Source organism: Geodermatophilus sp. URMC 62 (genome assembly GCF_052931475.1).
Genome location: NZ_JBRFHY010000001.1, coordinates 3,196,478 through 3,217,095, shown reverse-complemented (window position 1 = coordinate 3,217,095; position 20,618 = coordinate 3,196,478). Strand labels below are relative to the sequence as shown.

At 75.3% G+C, this 20,618-nt stretch carries 17 protein-coding genes and 1 pseudogene; 6 read left to right on the top strand and 12 right to left on the bottom strand.

The genetic code is table 11. The features are described from left to right. Positions 1 to 21: 21 nt before the first annotated feature. The 3 genes from ACU616_RS15735 to ACU616_RS15725 form a co-directional block, all read right to left on the bottom strand. Positions 22 to 630 carry an EXLDI protein gene (locus ACU616_RS15735; protein WP_446759382.1) on the bottom strand — a complete coding sequence of 203 codons (609 nt, stop codon included), beginning with the start codon at positions 628 to 630 and terminating at the stop codon, positions 22 to 24. 130 nt (positions 631 to 760) lie between these two features. Then, a complete protein-coding gene (locus tag ACU616_RS15730; RefSeq protein WP_446759381.1) occupies positions 761 to 2,155 on the bottom strand; it encodes an FAD-binding oxidoreductase in 1,395 nt (464 codons plus the stop codon). A 106-nt stretch (positions 2,156 to 2,261) separates the two neighbouring features. Beyond that, complete coding sequence (locus ACU616_RS15725) at positions 2,262 to 3,509, bottom strand: MFS transporter (protein ID WP_446759380.1); 1,248 nt, start codon at positions 3,507 to 3,509, stop codon at positions 2,262 to 2,264. A gap of 376 nt (positions 3,510 to 3,885) precedes the next feature. On the opposite strand from ACU616_RS15725, the gene ACU616_RS15720 reads away from it, so the two are divergent. From ACU616_RS15720 to ACU616_RS15710, 3 genes are all read left to right on the top strand, one after another. Further along, positions 3,886 to 5,622: a pyruvate dehydrogenase gene (locus ACU616_RS15720; RefSeq protein ID WP_446759379.1), complete on the top strand. Its 1,737-nt coding sequence runs from the start codon at positions 3,886 to 3,888 to the stop codon at positions 5,620 to 5,622. 100 nt (positions 5,623 to 5,722) lie between these two features. Beyond that, the gene (locus ACU616_RS15715) at positions 5,723 to 6,019 is read left to right on the top strand and encodes a hypothetical protein (RefSeq protein ID WP_446759378.1); all 297 of its coding nucleotides are present in this window, start codon (positions 5,723 to 5,725) and stop codon (positions 6,017 to 6,019) included. Between the two features lie 184 nt (positions 6,020 to 6,203). Further along, positions 6,204 to 7,862 (top strand): glycoside hydrolase family 13 protein, encoded by a 1,659-nt coding sequence (locus tag ACU616_RS15710; RefSeq protein WP_446759377.1) that lies wholly within the window; start codon positions 6,204 to 6,206, stop codon positions 7,860 to 7,862. Between the two features lie 69 nt (positions 7,863 to 7,931). Here the strand turns inward: ACU616_RS15710 and ACU616_RS15705 are convergent, their stop codons facing one another. The 4 genes and pseudogenes from ACU616_RS15705 to ACU616_RS15690 form a co-directional block, all read right to left on the bottom strand. Next, positions 7,932 to 8,468 carry a DUF4396 domain-containing protein gene (locus ACU616_RS15705; protein WP_446759376.1) on the bottom strand — a complete coding sequence of 179 codons (537 nt, stop codon included), beginning with the start codon at positions 8,466 to 8,468 and terminating at the stop codon, positions 7,932 to 7,934. A 69-nt stretch (positions 8,469 to 8,537) separates the two neighbouring features. Next, positions 8,538 to 9,067 (bottom strand): annotated as a pseudogene (locus tag ACU616_RS15700) (methyl-accepting chemotaxis protein). 889 nt (positions 9,068 to 9,956) lie between these two features. Further along, complete coding sequence (locus ACU616_RS15695) at positions 9,957 to 10,964, bottom strand: sigma-70 family RNA polymerase sigma factor (RefSeq protein ID WP_446759375.1); 1,008 nt, start codon at positions 10,962 to 10,964, stop codon at positions 9,957 to 9,959. Between the two features lie 80 nt (positions 10,965 to 11,044). Next, on the bottom strand, positions 11,045 to 12,688 hold the full coding sequence (locus tag ACU616_RS15690) for a hypothetical protein (RefSeq protein WP_446759374.1): 1,644 nt from the start codon (positions 12,686 to 12,688) through the stop codon (positions 11,045 to 11,047). Between the two features lie 156 nt (positions 12,689 to 12,844). Between ACU616_RS15690 and ACU616_RS15685 the strand changes: the two genes are divergently transcribed. Further along, the gene (locus tag ACU616_RS15685) at positions 12,845 to 14,083 is read left to right on the top strand and encodes a GNAT family N-acetyltransferase (protein WP_446759373.1); all 1,239 of its coding nucleotides are present in this window, start codon (positions 12,845 to 12,847) and stop codon (positions 14,081 to 14,083) included. Positions 14,084 to 14,090: 7 nt separating this feature from the next. Here ACU616_RS15685 and ACU616_RS15680 read toward each other — a convergent pair whose 3' ends face one another. Continuing rightward, positions 14,091 to 14,582: a ribose-5-phosphate isomerase gene (locus tag ACU616_RS15680; protein ID WP_446759372.1), complete on the bottom strand. Its 492-nt coding sequence runs from the start codon at positions 14,580 to 14,582 to the stop codon at positions 14,091 to 14,093. A gap of 26 nt (positions 14,583 to 14,608) precedes the next feature. On the opposite strand from ACU616_RS15680, the gene ACU616_RS15675 reads away from it, so the two are divergent. Further along, positions 14,609 to 15,277 carry a DUF429 domain-containing protein gene (locus tag ACU616_RS15675; protein WP_446759371.1) on the top strand — a complete coding sequence of 223 codons (669 nt, stop codon included), beginning with the start codon at positions 14,609 to 14,611 and terminating at the stop codon, positions 15,275 to 15,277. Positions 15,278 to 15,381: 104 nt separating this feature from the next. On the opposite strand, the gene ACU616_RS15670 is transcribed toward ACU616_RS15675, so the two are convergent. Together ACU616_RS15670 and ACU616_RS15665 are read right to left on the bottom strand one after the other, a co-directional pair. Then, positions 15,382 to 16,137, bottom strand: coding sequence for an SDR family oxidoreductase (locus ACU616_RS15670; protein WP_446759370.1), 756 nt, complete (start codon positions 16,135 to 16,137; stop codon positions 15,382 to 15,384). Between the two features lie 83 nt (positions 16,138 to 16,220). After that, positions 16,221 to 16,883 carry a mycothiol-dependent nitroreductase Rv2466c family protein gene (locus ACU616_RS15665; protein ID WP_446759369.1) on the bottom strand — a complete coding sequence of 221 codons (663 nt, stop codon included), beginning with the start codon at positions 16,881 to 16,883 and terminating at the stop codon, positions 16,221 to 16,223. Positions 16,884 to 17,016: 133 nt separating this feature from the next. On the opposite strand from ACU616_RS15665, the gene pepN reads away from it, so the two are divergent. Further along, entirely contained in the window at positions 17,017 to 19,569 is a 2,553-nt protein-coding gene (pepN, locus tag ACU616_RS15660; protein WP_446759368.1) for an aminopeptidase N, read from the top strand. Positions 19,570 to 19,648: 79 nt separating this feature from the next. On the opposite strand, the gene ACU616_RS15655 is transcribed toward pepN, so the two are convergent. Together ACU616_RS15655 and ctaJ are read right to left on the bottom strand one after the other, a co-directional pair. Next, on the bottom strand, positions 19,649 to 20,101 hold the full coding sequence (locus ACU616_RS15655; protein WP_446759367.1) for a DUF5130 family protein: 453 nt from the start codon (positions 20,099 to 20,101) through the stop codon (positions 19,649 to 19,651). A 60-nt stretch (positions 20,102 to 20,161) separates the two neighbouring features. Then, the gene (gene ctaJ, locus ACU616_RS15650) at positions 20,162 to 20,554 is read right to left on the bottom strand and encodes an aa3-type cytochrome oxidase subunit CtaJ (RefSeq protein ID WP_446759366.1); all 393 of its coding nucleotides are present in this window, start codon (positions 20,552 to 20,554) and stop codon (positions 20,162 to 20,164) included. Between the last annotated feature and the right edge of the window lie 64 nt (positions 20,555 to 20,618).

Genomic DNA, 20,618 nt, shown 5'->3' with positions numbered 1-20,618 from the left:
CGTCACCCCGCTCCGTCGGGATCAGATGTCGAGGTCCTCGACGTCGGGGCGGCTGCCCTCCCGGGTGAGGGTGTCGTAGAAGTCGGCCGGCATCTTGTCGCGCAGATCCTCGAGGCTGTCGGCGACGTCGAGGGTCTCCTCGGTCGGGCCCCACCACCAGCCGCGGGAGAGGTCGCGCCGGAGGTTCTCCTTCAGGCCCTGCTTGAAGTCGCGCCAGTTCTCCGCCGGGTTCCCGCCGCGCTCGCGCTCCCAGCGGTCCCAGTCCCAGTGCCAGCCGCCGCGCCAGGTCTCCGGGTCCGACCACGCCGCCCAGTCGGGCATCCGGCTGGTGTGCAGGGCGAACTTCCCCTTCGGCGTCCGGTAGACGCGGAAGCGCTCGATGCGCCGCTCGGCCGTGGGGTGCCGCCACTCGCCGAGCAGGACGCCCGAGAACCGCTGCTCGCGGCGGTCGCGGCCGCTGCCGGTCCGCACGATCACCTGCTCGTACCCGCCCTGGCGGGCCTCCTCGGCGTCGACGAAGCGGCGGAGGGCGCGGGAGACGGCCGCGGACAGGTTCCCGCCGGCCAGGGTTTGGGCCCGCTCGTAGAGCGCGAGGTCGTCGTCGGACACGTAGATCGTCTTGTTGGGCATCCTCGCCTCCCGGACCACCGTATACGTATGCGGGTATTGGACTACCGTCGATGACGCAGGTCAAGCCCGGTCGGACGGGGGGCGGTACTCGAGGTCGCCGGCGTCTCCGCGCCGGGGAGGACCGCGCGAGCTACGACGCCGCCGGCGTGATGTTCGGGTTCAGCCGGAACAGGTTCGCCGGGTCGTAGCGGCCCTTGAGCAGGCGCAGCCGGTCGAGGTTCGTGCCGAAGGAGGCCCGCACCTTCTCCGGTACGTCGTCCGTGGCCAGGTGGTTGACGTAGGCGCTGCCCGCCATGTGCGGCTCGGCCGCCGCCCAGTGCGAGCGGAGCCAGTCGGTGTGCCGCCCGGACTCCCCCGCGTCGGTCCACTGGGCGATGACGTCGACGTCCCACTGCGCACGCCGGGCAGCGAACGCGGTGCCCTCCGGGGGGACGCGGGTCGCCGCACCGTGCACGTGGAAGAACAGGATCGCGCTCAGCGGTGAGGTGAAACCGGCGGCGGCCGCGGTGACGGCGTCGATGAGGCCGTCGTCCAGCTGCTCGGTGAACGCGGAGCGCCAGTAGCGGTGCAGCCCGTTGACGGCGTTGGGCTGGTCGAGCATCGACTGGCGCGCCGCGTAGGGCATCGGCACCACGAGGTCGGCCAGCGGCGGGCCGAACTCCCGGGCCGGCCGCAGCACCCGCTCCCCCTCGTCCAGCGGGCCGTTGTAGCCGAGCAGCAGCGCGATGACGGGGACCCCGGCCTGCGGATCGGTCAGCAGCGCGCAGTAGGCCTCGGCCTCGTCGGGCAGCGTGGCGCAGAAGTCGCCGTAGAAGCGGAGCACGTCACCGGCCCGGTCGAGCGGGTGCACGACCATGCCTCCGAGCACCTCGGCGACCGGGTGCAGCCGGTAGCGCAGCGACGGGACGACGCCGAAGTTGCCCCCACCGCCGCGCAGCGCCCAGAACAGGTCGGGCTCGCGGTCGGCGTCGACCGTGTGCAGCTCGCCGTCTGCCGTGACCACCTCGGCCGACAGCAGGTTGTCGACCGCCAGGCCGTGCTTGCCCATGAGCCAGCCCAGACCGCCGCCGAGCGTCAGCCCGGCGACCCCGGTGTTCGAGACCGTGCCCCCGGTGGTGGCCAGGCCCGCGCGCTGCGTCTGCTCGTCCAGCTCGCGCCACAGGACGCCACCGCCGACCTCCGCGGTGCGCGCGTCGGCGTCCACCGTGATCGCCTTGAGCGGCGACAGGTCGATCACCAGACCGCCGTCGTTGGTGCCGTAGCCCGGGGCGCTGTGCCCGCCGCCGCGCACGGAGAGCAGCAGCCCCTCGTCCCGGGCGAAGGCGACCGCGCGCTGCACGTCGGCGGCGTCCAGGCAGCGGGCGATCGCCGCCGGACGGCGGTCGACGTCGCCGTTCCAGACGCGCCGCGCCGTCTCGTAACCGTCGTTGTGCGGGCGGAACAGGGTCCCGCGCAGATCCGTCGCGAGTGCCGTCAGGACCTCGTCGCGCACGGGTCCCGGCCTGCCGACCTCGGTGATCGCCATGGTGTCTCCTCCGCGGCACGGGGCTCCCTGCCCTCGGCACGAGCACCCTGGCAGCGGTGCCCGTGGCGCGGACAGGGCCGGAGGACCCGCCGGGACGGCGCCGGTGTCACGACCCTCGCGCGTCCGGCCGGCGAGGTCCCCGGCGGGGTCCGCTGCACCACGCCACCACTCCCGCTGCGGCGACCACTGCGGCCAGGACCGTGAAGGCGGCGGTGTGGCTGCCGATCGCCGCGGCCAGCGCCGTCCCGGCCCACGGGGCGAGTGCCGTGGCCACGGTGATCGGCGCGGCGAAGTACCCGGACAGCGTCGCGTAGCGGGCGGTGCCCCAGCGGTCGGCGACCGCGGTCGCCTGGAGCAGCGTGCAGGCGCCCCGCACCGCGCCCAGCGCCACGGCGGCGCCGACCAGGGCGACGGCCGGGCCCCGGAGTGCCCCGAGGAGCCCGATGGCGAGCGCCGATGCACCGATGAGCAGGGTGGCCCGCCCGGTCGGGGTGGTGCGGGCGCTGAGCGGGCCGTAGACGAGGCGCCCGAGCAGCTGGCCGGCGCCGAGCAGTCGCAGCGTCGTGGCCGCGAGCGACGCCGAGAAGCCGCGCCCGGTGAGCAGCGGGATCACCGTCAGGCTCGTCGCGTAGAGCCCGAGGGCCGTCACGGTGAGGGCGGCCGAGAGCGCCAGGAACTCGCGGCTGCGCACCTGGGACGGGACGCGGCCCTCGGGAGGGCGCCGGGCGTCGGCGGAGTGCGCCTCGACCTCCCAGGCCGGCGTCAGGGCGAGGGCGTGGACCGGGATGGTGACGACCGCCAGCACCGCGGCGAGGACCAGGTAGGTCCCCCGCCAGTCGAGGTGGCGGAGCAGCGCGTCGGTCAGCGGCGCGAAGAGCGTGCTGGCCAGCCCCGCGACGAGCGTGAGCGCGGTGAGCGCCTCCACCCGGCGGTCCCCGTACCAGCGGGTGAGCGCGGCGAAGGCCGCCTGGTAGAAGACGGCCGCCATGGCCGCACCCGCGACGAGCCAGGCGGCCAGGAAGGCCGCGTAGTCCGGCGCCAGCGCGATGCCCACCGTCGCCGGGACGGCCAGCAGCGACCCGCTGGTCATCACCCGGCGCGGGCCGTGCCGGTCGAGCCACCGCCCGACCGGGATGCCGGCGAGGGCGGAGACCACCAGGCCGGCGGAGAAGGCCGCGGTGGTCGCCGTCGCCGACCACCCGGTGTCGGCGGTGATCGAGGCCAGGGCCACCGGGAAGGCGTAGTAGAGGACGCCCCAGCTGGTGACCTGGGTGACGGACAGTCCCACCAGGGCCCGCCGCGCCGGGTGCCGGGACGACCCGGCGCCCGCCGCCGGGGTCACGGGACGTGTCATGGACGGCGACTCACCCGCCGCGGCGGGGACGCCGGACCCCGTCTGCGGCGGAACCGCCGACGGGTCCCGTGCCGGCGCCGGTCGCTCCCGGAAGCTCCGTCGTCCGCACCCTCGCCATCATGACGGCCCCGTCCCACCCCGGCCCCGCCGCCGGCCGGCGTTGCAGCCGGGCGTCCGGGTTGGACAGCCCCCGGCACCCCACACAGACTGGGGCCTCCGGCCGCCGCACGGAGACCACGCGGACAGCGGCGCCGGGTCGCGGCTCAGCACCGGCCGGCACCCGCTCGCACGGACACGCGCAGGTGGACGGGTCCAGGTCGACCACCCGGGTCCGGCACACGCCCGCGGCGGGATCGTCGACCGACGAGGAGACCCCATGGCCAACCCGACCGTCGCCCAGCAGATGGTGCGGATGCTGCGCGACGCCGGCGCCGAGCGCATCTACGGCGTGGTCGGCGACAGCCTCAACCCGGTCGTCGACGCCGTCCGGCACACCGACGGCATCGAGTGGGTGCACGTGTCCAACGAGGAGGGCGGCGCGTTCGCGGCCGCCGCCGAGGCGCAGGTCACCGGCCGGCTCGCCGTCTGCGCCGGCTCCTGCGGGCCCGGCAACACCCACCTGATCCAGGGCCTGTACGACGCGCACCGCAGCGGCGCCCCCGTCGTGGCGATCGCCTCGCACATCCAGTCGCAGGAGATCGGGATGGGCTTCTTCCAGGAGACCCACCCCGAGCGCACGTTCCAGGACTGCTCGTACTGGTGCGAGGTGGTGACGCCCAAGCAGATGCCCCACACCCTGCGGGTGGCGATCCAGACCGCCGTCGGCAGGAGGGGTGTGTCGGTCGTCGTCCTGCCCGGCGACCTGGCCGCCCAGGAGTCCGGCGGCCCGACCGTGCCCAGCGCCATGGTCCCGGCGCCCTCCCCCGTGCGGCCCGCCGACGACCAGGTCCGGGCGCTGGCCGGCGCGGTCGACGCAGCCCGCACCGTGACGCTGTTCTGCGGCGCCGGCTGCGCGGGTGCGCACGAGGAGGTCATGGCGCTGGCCGGGAAGGTCCTCGCACCCGTCGGGCACGCGCTCGGCGGCAAGGAGGTCATCCAGTACGACAACCCCTACGACGTCGGCATGAACGGGCTCCTCGGCTACGGCGCCGCGCACAAGGCCACGCACGAGGCCGACCTGCTCCTGCTGCTGGGCACCGACTTCCCGTACACGAACTTCCTGCCGCAGCGGCGGACCGCGCAGGTCGACGCCGACGCCGGGCACCTGGGACGGCGCAGCCCACTGGAGGTCGCCGTCCACGGGGACGTCGGCGAGACGATCCGGGCGCTGCTGCCGCTGATCGGGCAGAAGACCGACCGGCGGTTCCTCGACTCGATGCTGCGCCAGCACGCCGAGGCGCTGGAGAAGGTGGTCGACGCCTACACGCACCGGGTGGAGCGGATGCGCCCCATCCACCCGGAGTTCGTGGCCGCCCAGCTCGACGAGCTGGCCGCCGACGACGCCGTCTTCACCGTCGACACCGGCATGTGCAACGTGTGGGCCGCGCGCTACCTCACCCCCAACGGCCGGCGCCGGGTGATCGGCTCCTTCCGGCACGGGTCGATGGCCAACGCGCTGCCCCACGCCGTCGGGGCGCAGTTCGCCGCGCCCGGCCGGCAGGTGGTCAGCATGAGCGGCGACGGCGGGCTGGCCATGCTGCTCGGTGAGCTGATCACCGTCCGGCTGCACCGGCTGCCGGTGAAGATCGTGCTGTTCAACAACGCCTCGCTCGGCATGGTCAAGCTGGAGATGATGGTCGACGGCATCCCCGACTTCGAGACCGACCACGAGCCGACGGACTTCGCCGCGATCGCCGAGGGCGTGGGGATCCGGTCGATGCGGGTGGAGGACCCGCGCGACGTCCGCAGCACGCTGGAGGAGGGGCTGGCCGAGCCCGGGCCGGTGCTCATGGAGTTCGTCACCGACCCCAACGCCCTGTCCATCCCGCCGGCGATCACCGGCGAGCAGATCCGCGGCTTCGCCACCTCGGCGACCAAGATGGTGCTCGGCGGCGGTGTCGGGAAGATGATCGACCTGGCGCGGGCGAACCTGCGGAACGTCCCGCGCCCCTGACGGCCCCCGCCGCAGCGCCCGCGCGGACCTCGGTGACGGCGCCGGTCAGCAGGCCGTCCGGGGCGGCTGGGCCGGCGGGCGCGCTGGGTACGGGGAACCCATGGCAGTGCGCAACGCGGCGGTCGCGGCCGCCGGTCAGTGGGTCGACCCCGACGACGGCATCCGCTACCCCGCAGGTGAGGTCCACGCCTGGGAGCGCGGGCACAACGAGACGCTGTGCGGGCTCTCGCTGCACCGCTCCGGGCTGTCCCGCTTCCCGCACGTGAGCTGGGCCGACGTGCAGCCGGAGTCGGGCCGGCACGCGGAGGAGGTGGCGGCGGTGTGCCGCCGCTGCCGGGCGGCCACGGGCGCCCGGCGCGACGACCGCGGCTGGACCCGGACCAACCCGCGCCCGTGAGGCGGCACGGGATGTCGCGGGCGGCCTCCGCGTCGGCTCCCTACAGTGGAGGCGGCCCTCCTGCACCCAGCACCGCCGCTGGACGGAGACGGTCGGTCCGGGACGACCAGCACAGGCACCCCGGCCCCGGCGCGCGACGCCGCACCCGCCCCCGCTCGACACCCTCCCCAGGAGCCCCGTGCCCGTGAACACCCCTGCCCCCAACCGGACCGCGGCCGCGGACTGGTGGCGTCAGGCCGTCGTCTACCAGGTCTACCCGCGCAGCTTCGCCGACGCGAACGGCGACGGCCTCGGCGACCTGCCCGGCGTGACCTCGCGGCTGCCCTACCTGCAGCAGCTCGGCGTGGACGCCGTCTGGCTGAGCCCCTTCTACCCCTCCGCGCTGGCCGACGGCGGCTACGACGTCGACGACCACCGCGACGTCGATCCGCGACTGGGCACCCTCGCCGACGCCGACGCGATGATCGCGAGGGCGCACGAGCTCGGGATGAAGGTCGTCGTCGACATCGTCCCGAACCACAGCTCCGACCGGCACGCCTGGTTCCGCGAGGCGCTGGCCTCCCCGCCGGGTTCCCCCGCCCGCGACCGCTACGTCTTCCGCGACGGCAAGGGCCCTGACGGCAGCCGGCCGCCCTCGGACTGGATGAGCCACTTCGGCGGCCCGGCCTGGACCCGGGTGCCCGACGGCCAGTGGTACCTGCACCTGTTCGCCCGCGAGCAGCCCGACTTCAACTGGGACAACCAGGAGGTCCGCGAGGACTTCCTGGCCACGCTGCGGTTCTGGTCCGACCGCGGGGTCGACGGCTTCCGGGTCGACGTCGCGCACGCGCTGACCAAGGACCTCTCCGAGCCGCTGCGCGACTACGGCGGCGTGCACCCCGACGCGATGACCGAGCTGCCGCTCGACGGCAGCCACCCGCTGTTCGACCGCGAGGAGGTGCACGAGGTCTTCCGCGAGTGGCGGAAGGTGCTCGACACCTACGACCCGCCGCGGTCGGCGGTGGCCGAGGCGTGGGTGACCACCAGCCGCCGGGTGCTCTACGCGCGGCCCGACGAGCTGGGCCAGGCGTTCAACTTCGAGCTGCTGGTGCATCCGTGGTCGGCCGAGCAGTTCCGGGTGGAGATCGACGCGGCGCTCTCGGCGGCCGCGGTCGCCGGCGCGTCGGCGACCTGGGTGCTGTCCAACCACGACGTCGTCCGGCACGCCTCGCGCTACGCGCTCCCGCCGGGAACCGACCTCGACGGGTGGCTGCTCTCCGGCGGCACGCACCCGGCGCCGGACGCCGGGGAGGGCCTGCGCCGCGCCCGCGCGGCCACGCTGCTCATGCTGGCGCTGCCCGGCTCGGCCTACCTGTACCAGGGCGAGGAGCTCGGCCTGCCCGAGGTCGCCGACCTGCCCGCCGAGGCGCTGCAGGACCCGATCTGGGAGCGCACCGGGCACGCGCAGAAGGGCCGCGACGGCTGCCGGGTGCCGCTGCCGTGGACCCGCGAGGGCAGCTCCTACGGCTTCGGCGACGGCGGCGCGTGGCTGCCCCAGCCGGCCGGCTTCGGCGAGCTGTCGGCGCAGGCCCAGGACGGCGTCGAGGGCTCGACCCTGGAGCTGTACCGGGCGGCGCTGGCGCTGCGGCGGGAGCTGCAGGCCGAGGAGTCGCTGCAGTGGGTGGACGCCGGCCCGGTCGCCCGCACGCACGTGCTGCACCTGCGCCGGCCCGGCGGCTGGCAGAGCGTCACCAACTTCTCCGCCGCCCCCGTCGCGCTGCCCGAGGGCGAGGTCCTGCTCGCCAGCGGCCCGCTGACCGACGGGCAGCTGCCCCCGGACACCACTGTCTGGCTGCGGGGGTAGTCCTGCACACGGGCCGGGGCCGGGGAGCAGTCGCTCCCCGGCCCCGGCTTGCCCCGGTGGTCCGCCGCGTCAGTGGTACGCGTGGACGACGGCGTGGCCCCGGCCGCGCCCCATCATCCAGCGGTTGACCGGCAGCGTGACCACGAAGGCCACCGCCAGCGCGCCGGCCAGCGAGAGCCAGAACAGCGCCGAGGCCAGCCCGGCCTCCATCGCGCCCGGCACGGAGACCACGACGGCGTTGTCCACGACCTCCATCACCGCGATCGAGACGGTGTCGGCCGCCAGGGCCACCTGCAGCGCCCGCCGCAGCGGCAGGCCCGCGTGCAGGACGCCGCGCATGGTCAGCGCGTAGCCGAAGACGAAGGCCAGCGCGACCGACAGCACCACCGTGGCGACGGTGGACAGGCCCAGCGACGTCCCGATCACCATCCCGAGCACCTCACCGATGGCACAGCCGGTGAGGCAGTGCAGCGTGGCCTGCGCGGCCGTCGCCCAGCTGACCGGCCCACCGGCGTGCCCGGCGTGCTCGGTGGCGTGGTCGATGGCGTGGTCGTGTGTCGTGTGCCCGGTCGGGACGGGACCGCCGTGCGTGTGGTGCGGGTTCATGTCGTCCTCCTCCGTCGACGCCCGAAAGATACCCCCAGGGGGTATTAGCGTCAACGCCGGAGGCCGCCCTCACATGCCCGTGACGATCCGCTGCAGGTCCGTGGCCATGCTGGTCGCCTCCCGCGAGGCGCCCACCATGGCCTCCTGCGCCTGCGCGGTGGAAGCGGTCTGCTCCTCGACGGCGGTCGCGATGGTCGTCTGGGCCGCGACCACGCCGACCATGACCTCCTGCACCCGGCCCAGGGCGGCACCGGCGGCGTCGATGTCGCCGCGGACGGCCTCCACGACCCGCCGGATCCGCTCGGTGGCCTGCGCCGTCTCCGCGGCGAGGTCCTTGACCTCCCCGGCGACCACGGCGAAGCCCTGCCCGCCTCGCCGGCGCGGGCGGACTCGATGGTCGCGTTGAGCGCCAGCAGGTTGGTCTGGTCGGCGATGCCGGAGATGCTCCCGGCGATGTGGTCGATCTCGGCCATGGTGGCGGCCAGGCGCTCCACGGTCCGCGCGCTGTCCCGGGAGCCGTCGCTCGCCTCGTTCGCCGTCGTCGTGGCCTGGCTCGCGGCGGCGGCGATCTCGCCGATGGCCTCGCGCAAGCCGGTCATGACGGCGGTGGCCACGCCGACGTTGTCGTCCACCCGGCGGCCGGCCGCGACCAGCCCGGTGAGCTGCTGCCCGAGCGCGGCGGCGCGCTCCTCCCGCCGGGAGAGCGCGGCAGCGGCCTCCTCCGCCGCGCGGACCCGCTCGGCGGCGAGTTCCTCCTGGGCCCGCACCTGCGCGGCCTGCTGCTCCTCCGCGCGCTGCCGCTCGGCCTGCCGGGCGCGCTCGGCCACCTCGGTGAACGTCCAGCCGTAGGCCAAGAACACCGCCTCGGCGAGGATGAACACGGCGTGCAGCAGGGCGAACAGGACCGGGCTCTGCTGCGCGTGGTGGTCGGAGAAGACCGAGTCCGGCGAGAGCAGGCTCATGGCCGCGTGGTGCACGGCGACGAAGCCGACGGACAGCAGGAACGGCGTCCACATCTGGTAGAGCGCGACCAGCGCGAGGACCGCGTAGAACCAGATGTGCAGATCCTGCAGGCCGCCGCCGACGTGCAGCAGGACGTCGGCGGCCACCATGAGCCCCAGGCCGACGGCGCTGGCGCGCCCCACCTGGGCGGGGAGCGCGCGGCCGAGCAGCAGCAGGACGACGATGACGGCGAGCTGGCCCCACAGCAGCCACCCCGACACCCCCCGCGCCAGGCCGATGCCCGCGAGGACGGGCAGGTGCAGCGCGAGCACGGTGGAGATGACCCCGTGCCGGGTGGCGAAGGTCTGCTCGTCCAGGCGCACACCCCGCGGCACGGTCGCCCACCACCGGGTGGCAGCGGAGGAGGTCGTGGACTCAGCGGGGATCGGGGTCACCTCCGCCTGTTCGGCCGCGGACCCCCCGGTGTTGAGCGCAGTGACCGGACTCTCGGGTTCCGCTCCTGTCCAGGCGCTCCCGGCCGGGTCGTCAGGGGGCGGCGGGCGCGACCTCCGGCCCGAGGGCGGTGGGCAGACCCAGCCGCGCGAACAGGCCGGTGTCGAGGTCCAGGAAGCTGGTGATGTGCCGCACCCGGCCGCCCTCGACCTCCAGGACGTGCAGGGCCCACGGCGTGTGGCCGCCGTCGCCCGTCGGCCGCCACTGGGCGACCGCCGGGCAGCCGTTGGCCTCGGTGAGCAGCAGCCGGGAGTCCCGGCAGCCGCTGCCCGGGCCGAGCATCCAGGTGCCGATGTCGGCGGCGCTGCCCAGCCACATCTCGTAGGGCGGCATGTGCTGGGTGGCGTCCTCGTGCAGCAGGGCGACGAAGGCGTCGATGTCGTAGCGCTCGAAGGCGTCGAGGTAGCGGGCGAGCAGGTCGCGGGTGTCGGCGTCGAGCGGACGGGGCTCGGGGGTGCCGCCCATCGCCGCGAGCGTCGCCCGGGCGCGCTGCAGGGCGCTGTTCACCGAGGCGACGGTGGTCTCCAGCAGGCCGGCGACCTCGTCGGCGCGCCAGCGCAGCACGTCGCGCAGCAGCAGCACCGCCCGCTGCCGCGGGGGCAGGTGCTGCAGCGCCGCCACGAAGGCCAGCCGCACCGACTCCCGGGCCACCGCGCGCTCGGCGGGGTCGCCGTCCTCAGGCAGGACCTGCCGGTCGAGCACCGGCTCCACCCACGCCTCGGCCGGCCGGGTGGCCGCCAGCGACGCCTCCACCGGCGACCACGCCTGACCGGAGAGGTCCATGGGCAGCGCCCGGCGCTGCCGGCCGGAGAGCTGGTCGAGGCAGACGTTGGTGGCGATCCGGTACAGCCAGGAGCGCAGCGAGGAGCGGCCCTCGAAGTCGGCCAGGCCCTTCCACGCCCGGACCATCGTCTCCTGCACCGCGTCGTCGGCGTCGAACGACGACCCGAGCATCCGGTAGCAGTACCCGGTCAGCTCGCGCCGGTGCTCGAGCAGCCGCGGGTCGAGCTCGTCGGACACCCCGGTCAGCACGCTGGTCACCTGCGACCACCCCTCTTCCTCGGCGAGGCGGCCAGTCCACCACGAGGCACCGACACGACGGGAGGCTGCGCGCGCACGTCCTACTGGTAGGTGACCAGCTGCGGACGCGGGACGACCTGGGCGATCGTCTCCTCCGGCGTCAGCATCGGGGAGTCCTCGTCGTAGAAGTTCTTCCAGCCCCACGCCAGCCCCTCGGGGCCGATCTCGTGCAGGACCCGCCAGGTCTCCTGCTTGCTGCCCTGGGGGCCCTGCCCGTCGGCGTGGACCATGACCGAGAGCTCGTCCCGGCTGAGGTCGACCCGCTCGCGGCCGGGGATCATGTCCACCCGGAACTGGTGCAGCACCAGCAGCTTCTGCGGCAGGGCGTTCTCCCGGGTGAGGTCGGCCAGCCAGGTGACCACCCGGTTGACCTCCTCGACGTCGACCGACCCGATCTGGGTGAGGTGCACCTCGTCGGGCGCCAGGCGCCACTCCGGGTCCAGGGCCAGGCCGACGTGCGGCAGCTCCAGCAGCTCGCGGTAGCGCTCGGCCTGGGTCACGAAGTCGGTGCGCCCGGGCTGCAGGTCCAAGACGACGTAGACGCCGGCCTCCCCCGCCGCCTCCACCCACGGCCGCAGGTCCTCCACCGGCGCCTCGAAGGAGTAGTCGTTCCCCTCCGTCGGGAACTCCGAGGCCACCGTGGCGATGATCTCGAAGGCCGGGGTGACGGTGGCGTCCGGCACCAGCGCCTCGTAGGGCGCGGCGGTGTCGCGGGCGCGCTGCACGCTGGCCGCGACGTCCTGCTCGCCGAGCACGCCCAGCGCACCGGAACCCGGGTGCCCGTAGAGCGCGACCAGGAAGTGCTCCGGGAACAGCAGCTGCCCGCCGCCGGGCAGCTGGGCGCCGGTGGCCGCCGTCTCGACCTTCCAGTCCAGGCCCTCCTCGTCGGCGAAGCCGGCGCCCAGCGCCACGACCGTGCCGGCCCCGGCCACGGCGTCGACCGTCCCGGCCGAGCCGCGCGGGTCGACGTCCTCGCCGGTGAGCTGCACGCGCGCGCCGGCCGCCCGGGCGGTGGCGATGCCCGGCAGCGAGTCCGGGGTGCCCGACGCGAGGACGACGGTGTCCTCCAGCGGCTCGGCCCGGGTGACCTCCGGGACCTCCCCGGACGCCTCGCCCTCCGCGGCGTCGGCGTCCTCGGGGACCAGGGCCGCGGGCGCGTCGGGGTCGAGGCCGGCGACGGCGGCCGCGTCGCCGTCGGCCGGCACCGGGTCGCCCTCGGCGAGGTCCAGGCCGGTGGCGGCGGCCACGGCCTCGGCGCTGGCCGGGACGGTCACGACGTCGAGGTCGGCGCCGCCCGGCACGGCGTCCCCGCCGACGGCGAGCACCGTGGCGGCGCCCAGCCGGTCGAGCTCGGCGGCGACCGGGTCGTCCCCGCCGCCGGTGCCCTCGGGGTCGAGCAGCAGCGGGACGCCCAGGCCCACCGCCGCCGACGAGCCCAGCAGCGTGGCCGCGCGGTCCCCCTCGGGGGCGACGACGACGACGCCGGCCGCGTCGAACAGCGCCCGGCTGGCGCTCACCGCGGAGGCGGCCGGCTCGGTGTCGGCGACCACGGTGAGCCGCTGGTCGGGGGCCGAGGTGGCGACCGGGGCCTGCTCGGTGTCGCTCGCGGCTCCGCTGGCCGAGGAGGTGCAGCCGGCGGCCAGCAGGACCGCGCTCACGACGATGGGCACGGTCCTCGCACGCACGCGGGAGACCTCCGTCCGCCGGGCACACGGTCGCGCGGGGGCACGACGCCGTCGGCGCGCTCGACTGCGGGCACCCTACCGGCGCCGGGAGGGCCGGTCCGGTCGGCGGCCGGAACGCGGTCGCGGGCGCTCGGTGCCGACCGGTAGACAGCAGGGGTGACCGATCCCGACGCGCTGCGCCCCGCGACGGCCGACGAGTGGCCGGCCTTCGCGCGGGCGATGCTCGACGTCTTCGGCGAGGAGCCGATCGGCTCCTTCGTCGACGAGCCGCCGGCGCTCGCCGAGCTCGACCGCACGCTGGGCCTGTGGGACGGCGACCGGGTGGTGGCGACGTCGGGGGTCTACAGCCGCACGCTCACCGTGCCGGGGGCCGTCGTCCCCTGCGCGGGCGTGTCCTGGGTGACCGTCTCCCCCACCCACCGCCGCCGCGGCGTCCTCACGGCCGTCATGCGGCGCCAGCTCACCGAGCTGCACGAGCGGCAGCGGGAGCCGCTGGCCGGGCTGTGGGCGTCGGAGGGCGGCATCTACGGCCGCTTCGGCTACGCGCCGGCCACCGCCCGCGGCAACCTCACCGGCTCCACGCGGCGGATGGCGTTCCGCCCCGGCGTCGACCTCGGCACCGGGACGGTGACCCCGGTCGACGCCGGGGCCTACCGGGCCGGCGCCCCGGAGGTGCACGAGGCCCTGCGCCGGTGGGAGCCCGGCGCGTTCGAGCGCGACGAGCGCTGGTGGCAGCGGAGCCTCCGCGACCCGCCGGACCGGCGCGACGGCGCCACCGCCCGCCGGTTCCTGCTGCACACCGAGTCCGACGGCACGGTCACCGGGTACGCCGCCTTCCGGATCCGCACACGGGAGACCACCGACGGCGAACCGGACGGCACCGTGCTCGTCGACGAGGTGCGCGGCCGCGGCACCCCGGCGTACGCGGCGCTGTGGCGGTACCTGCTCGACCTCGACCTGGTCGGCACCGTCGAGTACCCGATGGCCTCCGCCGACGACCCGCTGCGCCACCTGCTCGCCGACCCCCGCGCGCTGCACGCCCGCCCGGTCGACGGGCTCTGGCTGCGGCTGGTCGACGTCGACCGGGCGCTCTCGGCGCGCCGCTACCCCGCGCCGATCGACCTGGTGGTCGAGGTGCGCGACGGCTTCTGTCCCTGGAACGAGGGCCGCTGGCGGGTGGCCGGCCACCCGGCCGGCGGCTACTGCGGCCGCACCGACCTCGACCCCGACCTCGTCGTCGACGCCGGCGCGCTGGCCGCCGCCTACCTGGGCGGGGTCTCGCTGGGCACGCTGCACGCGGCCGGTCGGGTCACCGAGGTCAGCCCGGGGGCGGTCACCCTCGCCGCGACGGCGTTCTCCTGGCCGGTCACCCCGTGGTGCCCGGACGCGTTCTGAGCCCCGCTCAGACCACGTCGCCGCGGGTCGGCAGGCCGCCGGCGGGGCGGTGCCGGTTCTGCTCGTAGTCGTGGATCAGGCCGATCCGGCGGACGTGCCGCTCCTCGCCGCTCCACGGCGAGGCGAGGAAGTGCAGCACCAGCCCGGTGGCCTCCTCGACGGAGTGCTGCCGGGCGCCGATCGCGCAGACGTTCGCGTCGTTGTGCGCGCGGGCCAGCTCGGCGGTCTCCCGGTTCCACACCAGCGCGGCGCGGACGCCGGGCACCTTGTTGGCCGCGATCTGCTCGCCGTTGCCCGAGCCGCCGATGACGACGCCGAGGCTGCCCGGCTCGACCACGACCCGCTCCCCCACCTCGAAGCAGAACGGCGGGTAGTCGTCCTCGGGGTCGTACTCGTGCGCCCCGCAGTCGACCGGCTCGTGCCCGGCCTCGGTGAGCGCCTGCTTGAGGTGCTCCTTGAACTCCAGGCCGGCGTGGTCGGTCCCGACGAAGACGCGCATGCGCCCGAGTCTGTCAGTCTCGGGGCGTGCCGGTGCTCGGGGTGGACGGGTGGCGCGGGGCGTGGGTCGGGGCGCTGCTCGAGGGCCGCTCGGTGACGCTGCTGGCGCTGCCCGACGTCGCCGCCGTCCTCGCGGTGCCGGAGGTGGAGGTGGTCACCGTCGACATGCCGATCGGCCTATCCGACGACGGCGCCCGGGCCTGCGACCGGCGCGCCAAGGCGCTCCTGGGCAGGGCGGGCAGCTCGGTGTTCCCCGCCCCGGTGCGCGCCGTGCTCGGCGCCCGCGACTACGCCGAGGCGCGCCGGATCTCGGTGCGGGCCACCGGCGGCACGTCGCTGTCGGCGCAGGCCTTCCAGCTGGTCGGCTCGATCCGGGCGCTGGACGACGCGCTCGGCGACCCGCCGCTCGACCACGTCGTCGAGGTGCACCCCGAGCTGGCGTTCCGGGCGCTGGACCCCGCCGTCGCCGACCCGAAGGCCACCGCCCGCGGGACGGCCCAGCGGCTGGCCGCGCTGCGGCCGGTCATGGACGTCGACGCCGCGCTGCTGGCCGCGCCGCCGCGGGTGCCGGCCGTCGACGCCCTCGACGCCTGCGCGGCGGCGTGGTCGGCCCGGCGGATCGCCGACGGCGGAGCCGAGTGCGTGGGCGACGGGTCGCGCGACGCCCGCGGCCGGCCCGTGCGGATCTGCTTCTGAGCCTCCGTGCAGGGTCCCGCCGCGAGCCTGGGAACGTGCTGGAACGGCCCCCGTGCAGGTGCCCGCCGCGAGCTCGCGAGCGGTGGGGGCACGGGGGTCCTTCCTCAGGTGAGGCGGCGGAGCACCGGCAGCGGCAGCACGCGCAGCAGCGCGGAAACCGGCCGCCAGGGCCACTCGGGCACGTAGGCCCGCACCGGCTCGCGCTCGATGGCCGCGGTGAGCGCGTCGACGCCGGTGTCGAGGTCGACGGTGAACGGGCCGCGGCGGCCGGCGTTGATGTCGCTCGCGATGTAGCCGGGCAGCACCGTGGTCACCCGGATGCCGGTGCCGAGCAGGTCGGCGCGGATGCCCTCGGCCAGCGCGTTGAGCGCGGCCTTGCTCGCGCCGTAGGCGGTGCGGGCGCCGGACATGCCGCGGACGGACGCCACGGAGCTGACGATCACGAGGTGGCCCGCGCCCTGCGCGCGGAACAGCTCGACGGCGGCCTCGCACTGGGCGTGGGTGCCCAGCACGTTGGTGGCCAGGACGGCCCGATTGGCCGCGGCGGCCCCGGTGCCGACGGGTGAGCCGTTGCCGATGCCGGCGTTGGCCACGAACCGGTCGATGCCGCCGAGCTCGGCGGCCAGCTCCGGCACGCCGCGGGCCACGGCGTCGGCGTCATCGACGTCCACGGCGGCGGTGACCACGCGGAGGCCGGGACGGGCGGCGAGCAGCTCGTCGCGCAGCTCCTCGAGCAGGTGCCCGCGCCGGGCCACGAGCGCCAGGTCGCGGCCCCTCGCGGCGAAGCGGTGCGCCATGCCCCGCCCGAGGCCGGAGCTCGCGCCGGTGATGAGGATGCGCTGGCGGACGGGACGCGGCACGCGACCAGCATGCCGCGCCCGTCCGGCCCCGCTGCACAGTCCCGCCGCGAGCCTGCGGGTGGCGGGGGCAGCGGGGTCCTTGCTCAGCGGCGGGTGAGCTCCAGGGCGTCGGCGGGCACCGAGTCCATGTCCGGGCCGGAGGTGCGGGTCCGCTTGAGCTCCCAGAAGTCGGGGAGGTTGGCCAGCAGGACGGCGCCGTCGAAGGCCTTGCCGGCGTCCTCACCGGTGGGCACCTTGCTGATGACCGGACCGAAGAACGCCACGCCGTCGATGTGCATGACCGGGGTGCCGACGTCGTCGCCGACGGGGTCCATGCCGGCGTGGTGGCTCTTCTCCAGCGCCTCGTCGTACTCGGTGGAGGTGGCGGCCTCGGCCAGCTCGGCGGGCAGGCCCACCTTCTCCAGCGCGGGGGCGATCAGCTCGTCAAGCTCCTTGCCCTCGTGGTGCCGCAGCGTGCCCATGGCGGTGTAGAGGTCGCCGAGCACCTCGTCGCCGTGCTGCTGGGCCGCGGCGATCGCGACGCGCACCGGGCCGATCGCCGTCCTCATCATCTGCTGGTACTCCTCGGGCAGGTCGCGGCCCCGGTTGAGCACCGCCAGGGACATGACGTGCCAGCGCAGGTCGATGTCGCGCACCTTGGCCGCCTCGAGCACCCAGCGGCTGGTCAGCCAGGCCCACGGGCACAGCGGGTCGAACCAGAAGTCCACGCGGGCCTTCGTCGGGGCGCTCTGCACTGCCTCGGTCATCGCTCACCTTCGCTCTCGTCGTCGCCCGGCCGCCTCCTGCGCGCCGGGCCGCTGCCCGCTGGCAAGTGCCACGGCCGGGCGGTTGTTCCCGCGCTCACCAGGCGTGTCGGCGATCCGTGGGAAGCTGCCGGGCGTGGCCGTACCCAACCTGACCCGCGACGACGCCGCTGCCCGCGCACGGCTCCTGGCCGTCGACAGCTACGACCTCTTCCTCGACCTCACCGACGGCGCCGGCCGCCCCGGCACGGGCACCTTCGCCTCGACGACGACGGTGCGCTTCTCCTGCCGCGAGCCGGGCGCGAGCTCGTTCATCGACCTGGTCGCCGAGCAGGTGCACTCGGCCACGCTCAACGGGGTGCCGCTCGACGTCGCCACCTACACCGAGGAGGGCGGCCTGCCGCTGCCCGACCTCGCCGCCGACAACACCCTCGAGGTCGTCGCCGACTGCCGGTACTCCAACTCCGGCGAGGGCCTGCACCGCTTCGAGGACCCCGAGGACGGGCAGGTCTACCTCTACACGCAGTTCGAGCCGGCCGACGCCAAGCGGGTGTTCGCCTGCTTCGACCAGCCCGACCTCAAGGGCACCCACACGGTGCACGTGGTGGCGCCGTTCGACTGGCAGGTCGTGTCCAACACCGGCGGGCGGAGCATCGAGGCCGGCCCGGGCGGCTCGCAGCTGGTGCACTTCGAGCCCACCAAGCGCCTGTCGACCTACCTGGTCGCGCTGGTCGCCGGGCCCTACGCGCGGGTGACCGACGTCCACGAGGACATCCCGCTGGCCCTGTACTGCCGGGCGTCGCTGGTCGAGCACCTCGACCCCGAGGAGCTGTTCCGGGTGACCAAGCAGGGCTTCGACTTCTACCACCGGGTCTTCGACTACCCGTACCCGTTCGACAAGTACGACCAGCTCTTCGTGCCCGAGTTCAACGCCGGGGCGATGGAGAACGCCGGCGCGGTCACCATCCTCGAGGACTACGTCTTCCGCTCACGGACCAGCCGGGCCCGGTACGAGCGGCGCGCGGAGACGGTGCTGCACGAGCTGGCGCACATGTGGTTCGGCGACCTGGTGACCATGCGCTGGTGGGACGACCTGTGGCTCAACGAGTCCTTCGCCACCTACATCTCCACGCTGTGCCAGGCCGAGGCCACCGAGTACACGACCGCCTGGACGACGTTCGCCAACACCGAGAAGGCGTGGGCCTACGCGCAGGACCAGCTGCCCTCGACGCACCCGATCGCGGCCGACATGGTCGACGTCGCCGCCGTCGAGGTGAACTTCGACGGGATCACCTACGCCAAGGGCGCCTCGGTGCTCAAGCAGCTGGTCGCCTACGTCGGCCGTGAGGAGTTCCTCGCCGGCATCCGGCAGTACTTCCGCGACCACGAGTACGGCAACACCACGCTGGCCGACCTGCTCGACCCGCTGTCGGAGGCCACCGGCCGCGACCTCACCGAGTGGTCGGCGCAGTGGCTGCAGACCAGCCAGGTCAACACGCTGCGGCCGGTGTACGAGCTGACCGAGGACGGCCGGTACGCCTCCTTCGCGATCGAGCAGACCGCCGTCCCCGAGCACCCGGTGCTGCGCCGGCACCGCCTCGCCGTCGGCCTCTACGACCGCGGGCCCGACGGGCTGACCCGCACCACGCGGGTGGAGCTCGACGTCGACGGCGCCCGCACGGAGGTCGCCGAGCTGGTCGGCCACCCGGCGGCCGACCTGGTCCTGGTCAACGACGACGACCTCACCTACGCCAAACTGCGTCTCGACGAGCGCTCGCTGGCGACGCTGCGCACCTCGATCGGCACGATCCCCGACTCGCTGCCCCGGGCGCTGTGCTGGGCGGCGGCCTGGGACATGACCCGCGACGCCGAGCTGCCCGCCCGCGAGTGGGTGCAGCTGGTGCTGGCCGGCATCGACGCCGAGACCGAGACCAGCGTGGTGCAGTCCCTGCTGGCCCGGGTGCAGACGGCACTGACCTCCTACGCCGACCCGGCCTGGGCCGACGGGACCGGCTGGACGGCGCTGGCGGACAAGGCGCTGCGGGCGCTGGAGTCGGCCGAGCCGGGCAGCGACGCGCAGCTGCAGTGGTCGCGCACGCTGGCCGCGGCCGCCCGCACCGAGGAGCACGCCGCGGTGCTGCGCGGGCTGCTCGACGGATCGCGGGTGGTCGAGGGCCTGGCGGTCGACGCCGACGCGCGGTGGGCCTTCCTCAACGGCCTGGTGGCGATCGGCGCGGCCGGCGACGCGGAGATCGACGCCGAGGCCGAGCGCGACGCCACCGCCACCGGCGTGCGCCGCGCCGCGACCGCGCGGGCGCTGCGGCCGACGGCGGAGGCCAAGGAGGAGGCGTGGCAGCAGGCCTTCCACGACAGGGAGATCCCGAACGCCGTCCACGAGGCGCTGGTGGCCGGCTTCTGGCACCCCGCGCAGCGGGAGCTCACCGCCGGCTACGTCGACCGTTACTTCGCCGAGATCGGCCCGATGTGGGAGCGGCGGCCGGGCGAGATCGCCAAGAACGCCGTCCAGTACCTGTTCCCGCCGGTGGTCGAGCAGCGCACGCTCGCGGCGGCCGACACGTGGCTGGCCGAGGAGGAGCACCCCGCTCCGCTGCGCCGGCTGGTCAGCGAGGGCCGCGACGGCATCGCCCGGGCGCTGCGCAACCGGCAGCGGGACGCCGCCGCGACCTGACGCCCGGACGCGACGGACCCCGGCCGGACGACGGTCCGGCCGGGGTCCTGGGCGGTCGACGGGTCGGTGCGCCCGACCCTCAGTGGGTGTGCAGGCCCCGGGGGTGGCCGGCCTGGTCGGACAGCTGCCGCAGACCGTTGACGATGCCGCCCACGAGGTCGCCCGCGGCGAAGGAGTTGGTCATCGACAGGACCGCCAGAGCGCAGGCGCGGTCGGGCAGCCGGCGGGCCGCCGAGGGACCGGTGACCACCTCGACGACGCGCTGCCCGGGCGAGACGGCCAGCAGCACGGAGTCGGCCGGGTCGCCGCCGCGGGCGTGCAGCTCCTCGGCGCGGATGCGGGTCTGCGCCCCGAGGTCGCCGATGTAGAGCGTGAACCGCAGGCCGGTCTCGCGCGAGGACATGGTGAGCGCCTCGTCGAGCCGGGCCAGCTCCCGGTAGCTGAAGACCGAGTCGTAGCCCTCGTCGGCCCGGTTCGGCAGGGTGTCCTTCGTCCCCGTGTCGTGGGGTTCGGCGTGCAGGACGCGCGTCATCGCCGGCCTCCGGGGGCGCTCGGGGTGTGCAGGGTGGTCGGGAGGGTCATCGCGGTGCGGTCACCAGGTCCCGCGGGCGCCGCCGAGCGGTCCCACGGAGGCCGGGGCGGACGCGCCGGCCGAGATCGCGGTGGCGCCCTGCGACCCGCCGGTCAGCATGCGCGCGCCGACCCGGGCGCCCGCCCCGTCCGGGGACGACGAGGAGCCGAGGGCCGCGGGCTCGCCGTACAGCGAGGACCCGACGGCCTGGGTGTCGCCCTCGCCCGCGGTGTGCTGGGGGGCGCCCTCGGGCTGCGGCTCGTACCAGACCGGCTCGTGGTCCCAGGACTGCCCGGGCTTGTACCGGACGCCGTTGCGCCGCCGCCCGCCGGGCAGGTAGGTCAGTGCCCACAGCAGGACGAAGACTGCCAGCGGGGCGCCCACGAAGACGAGCAGGGTCTCGACGACGGTCACGTCCCACAACCTACCGTCCGGGGCCCTCCGTCATGCGTGCGCGTCCCGACCCGGCGGGCGGTGT

Coding starts and splice junctions, on each gene's coding strand:
- ACU616_RS15735 (WP_446759382.1), bottom strand. CDS start 630: ATGCCCAACAAGACGATCTACGTGTCCGACGACGACCTCGCGCTCTAC.
- ACU616_RS15730 (WP_446759381.1), bottom strand. CDS start 2,155: ATGGCGATCACCGAGGTCGGCAGGCCGGGACCCGTGCGCGACGAGGTC.
- ACU616_RS15725 (WP_446759380.1), bottom strand. CDS start 3,509: ATGACACGTCCCGTGACCCCGGCGGCGGGCGCCGGGTCGTCCCGGCAC.
- ACU616_RS15720 (WP_446759379.1), top strand. CDS start 3,886: ATGGCCAACCCGACCGTCGCCCAGCAGATGGTGCGGATGCTGCGCGAC.
- ACU616_RS15715 (WP_446759378.1), top strand. CDS start 5,723: ATGGCAGTGCGCAACGCGGCGGTCGCGGCCGCCGGTCAGTGGGTCGAC.
- ACU616_RS15705 (WP_446759376.1), bottom strand. CDS start 8,468: ATGAACCCGCACCACACGCACGGCGGTCCCGTCCCGACCGGGCACACG.
- ACU616_RS15680 (WP_446759372.1), bottom strand. CDS start 14,582: ATGCGCGTCTTCGTCGGGACCGACCACGCCGGCCTGGAGTTCAAGGAG.
- ACU616_RS15665 (WP_446759369.1), bottom strand. CDS start 16,883: ATGACCGAGGCAGTGCAGAGCGCCCCGACGAAGGCCCGCGTGGACTTC.
- ACU616_RS15655 (WP_446759367.1), bottom strand. CDS start 20,101: ATGACGCGCGTCCTGCACGCCGAACCCCACGACACGGGGACGAAGGAC.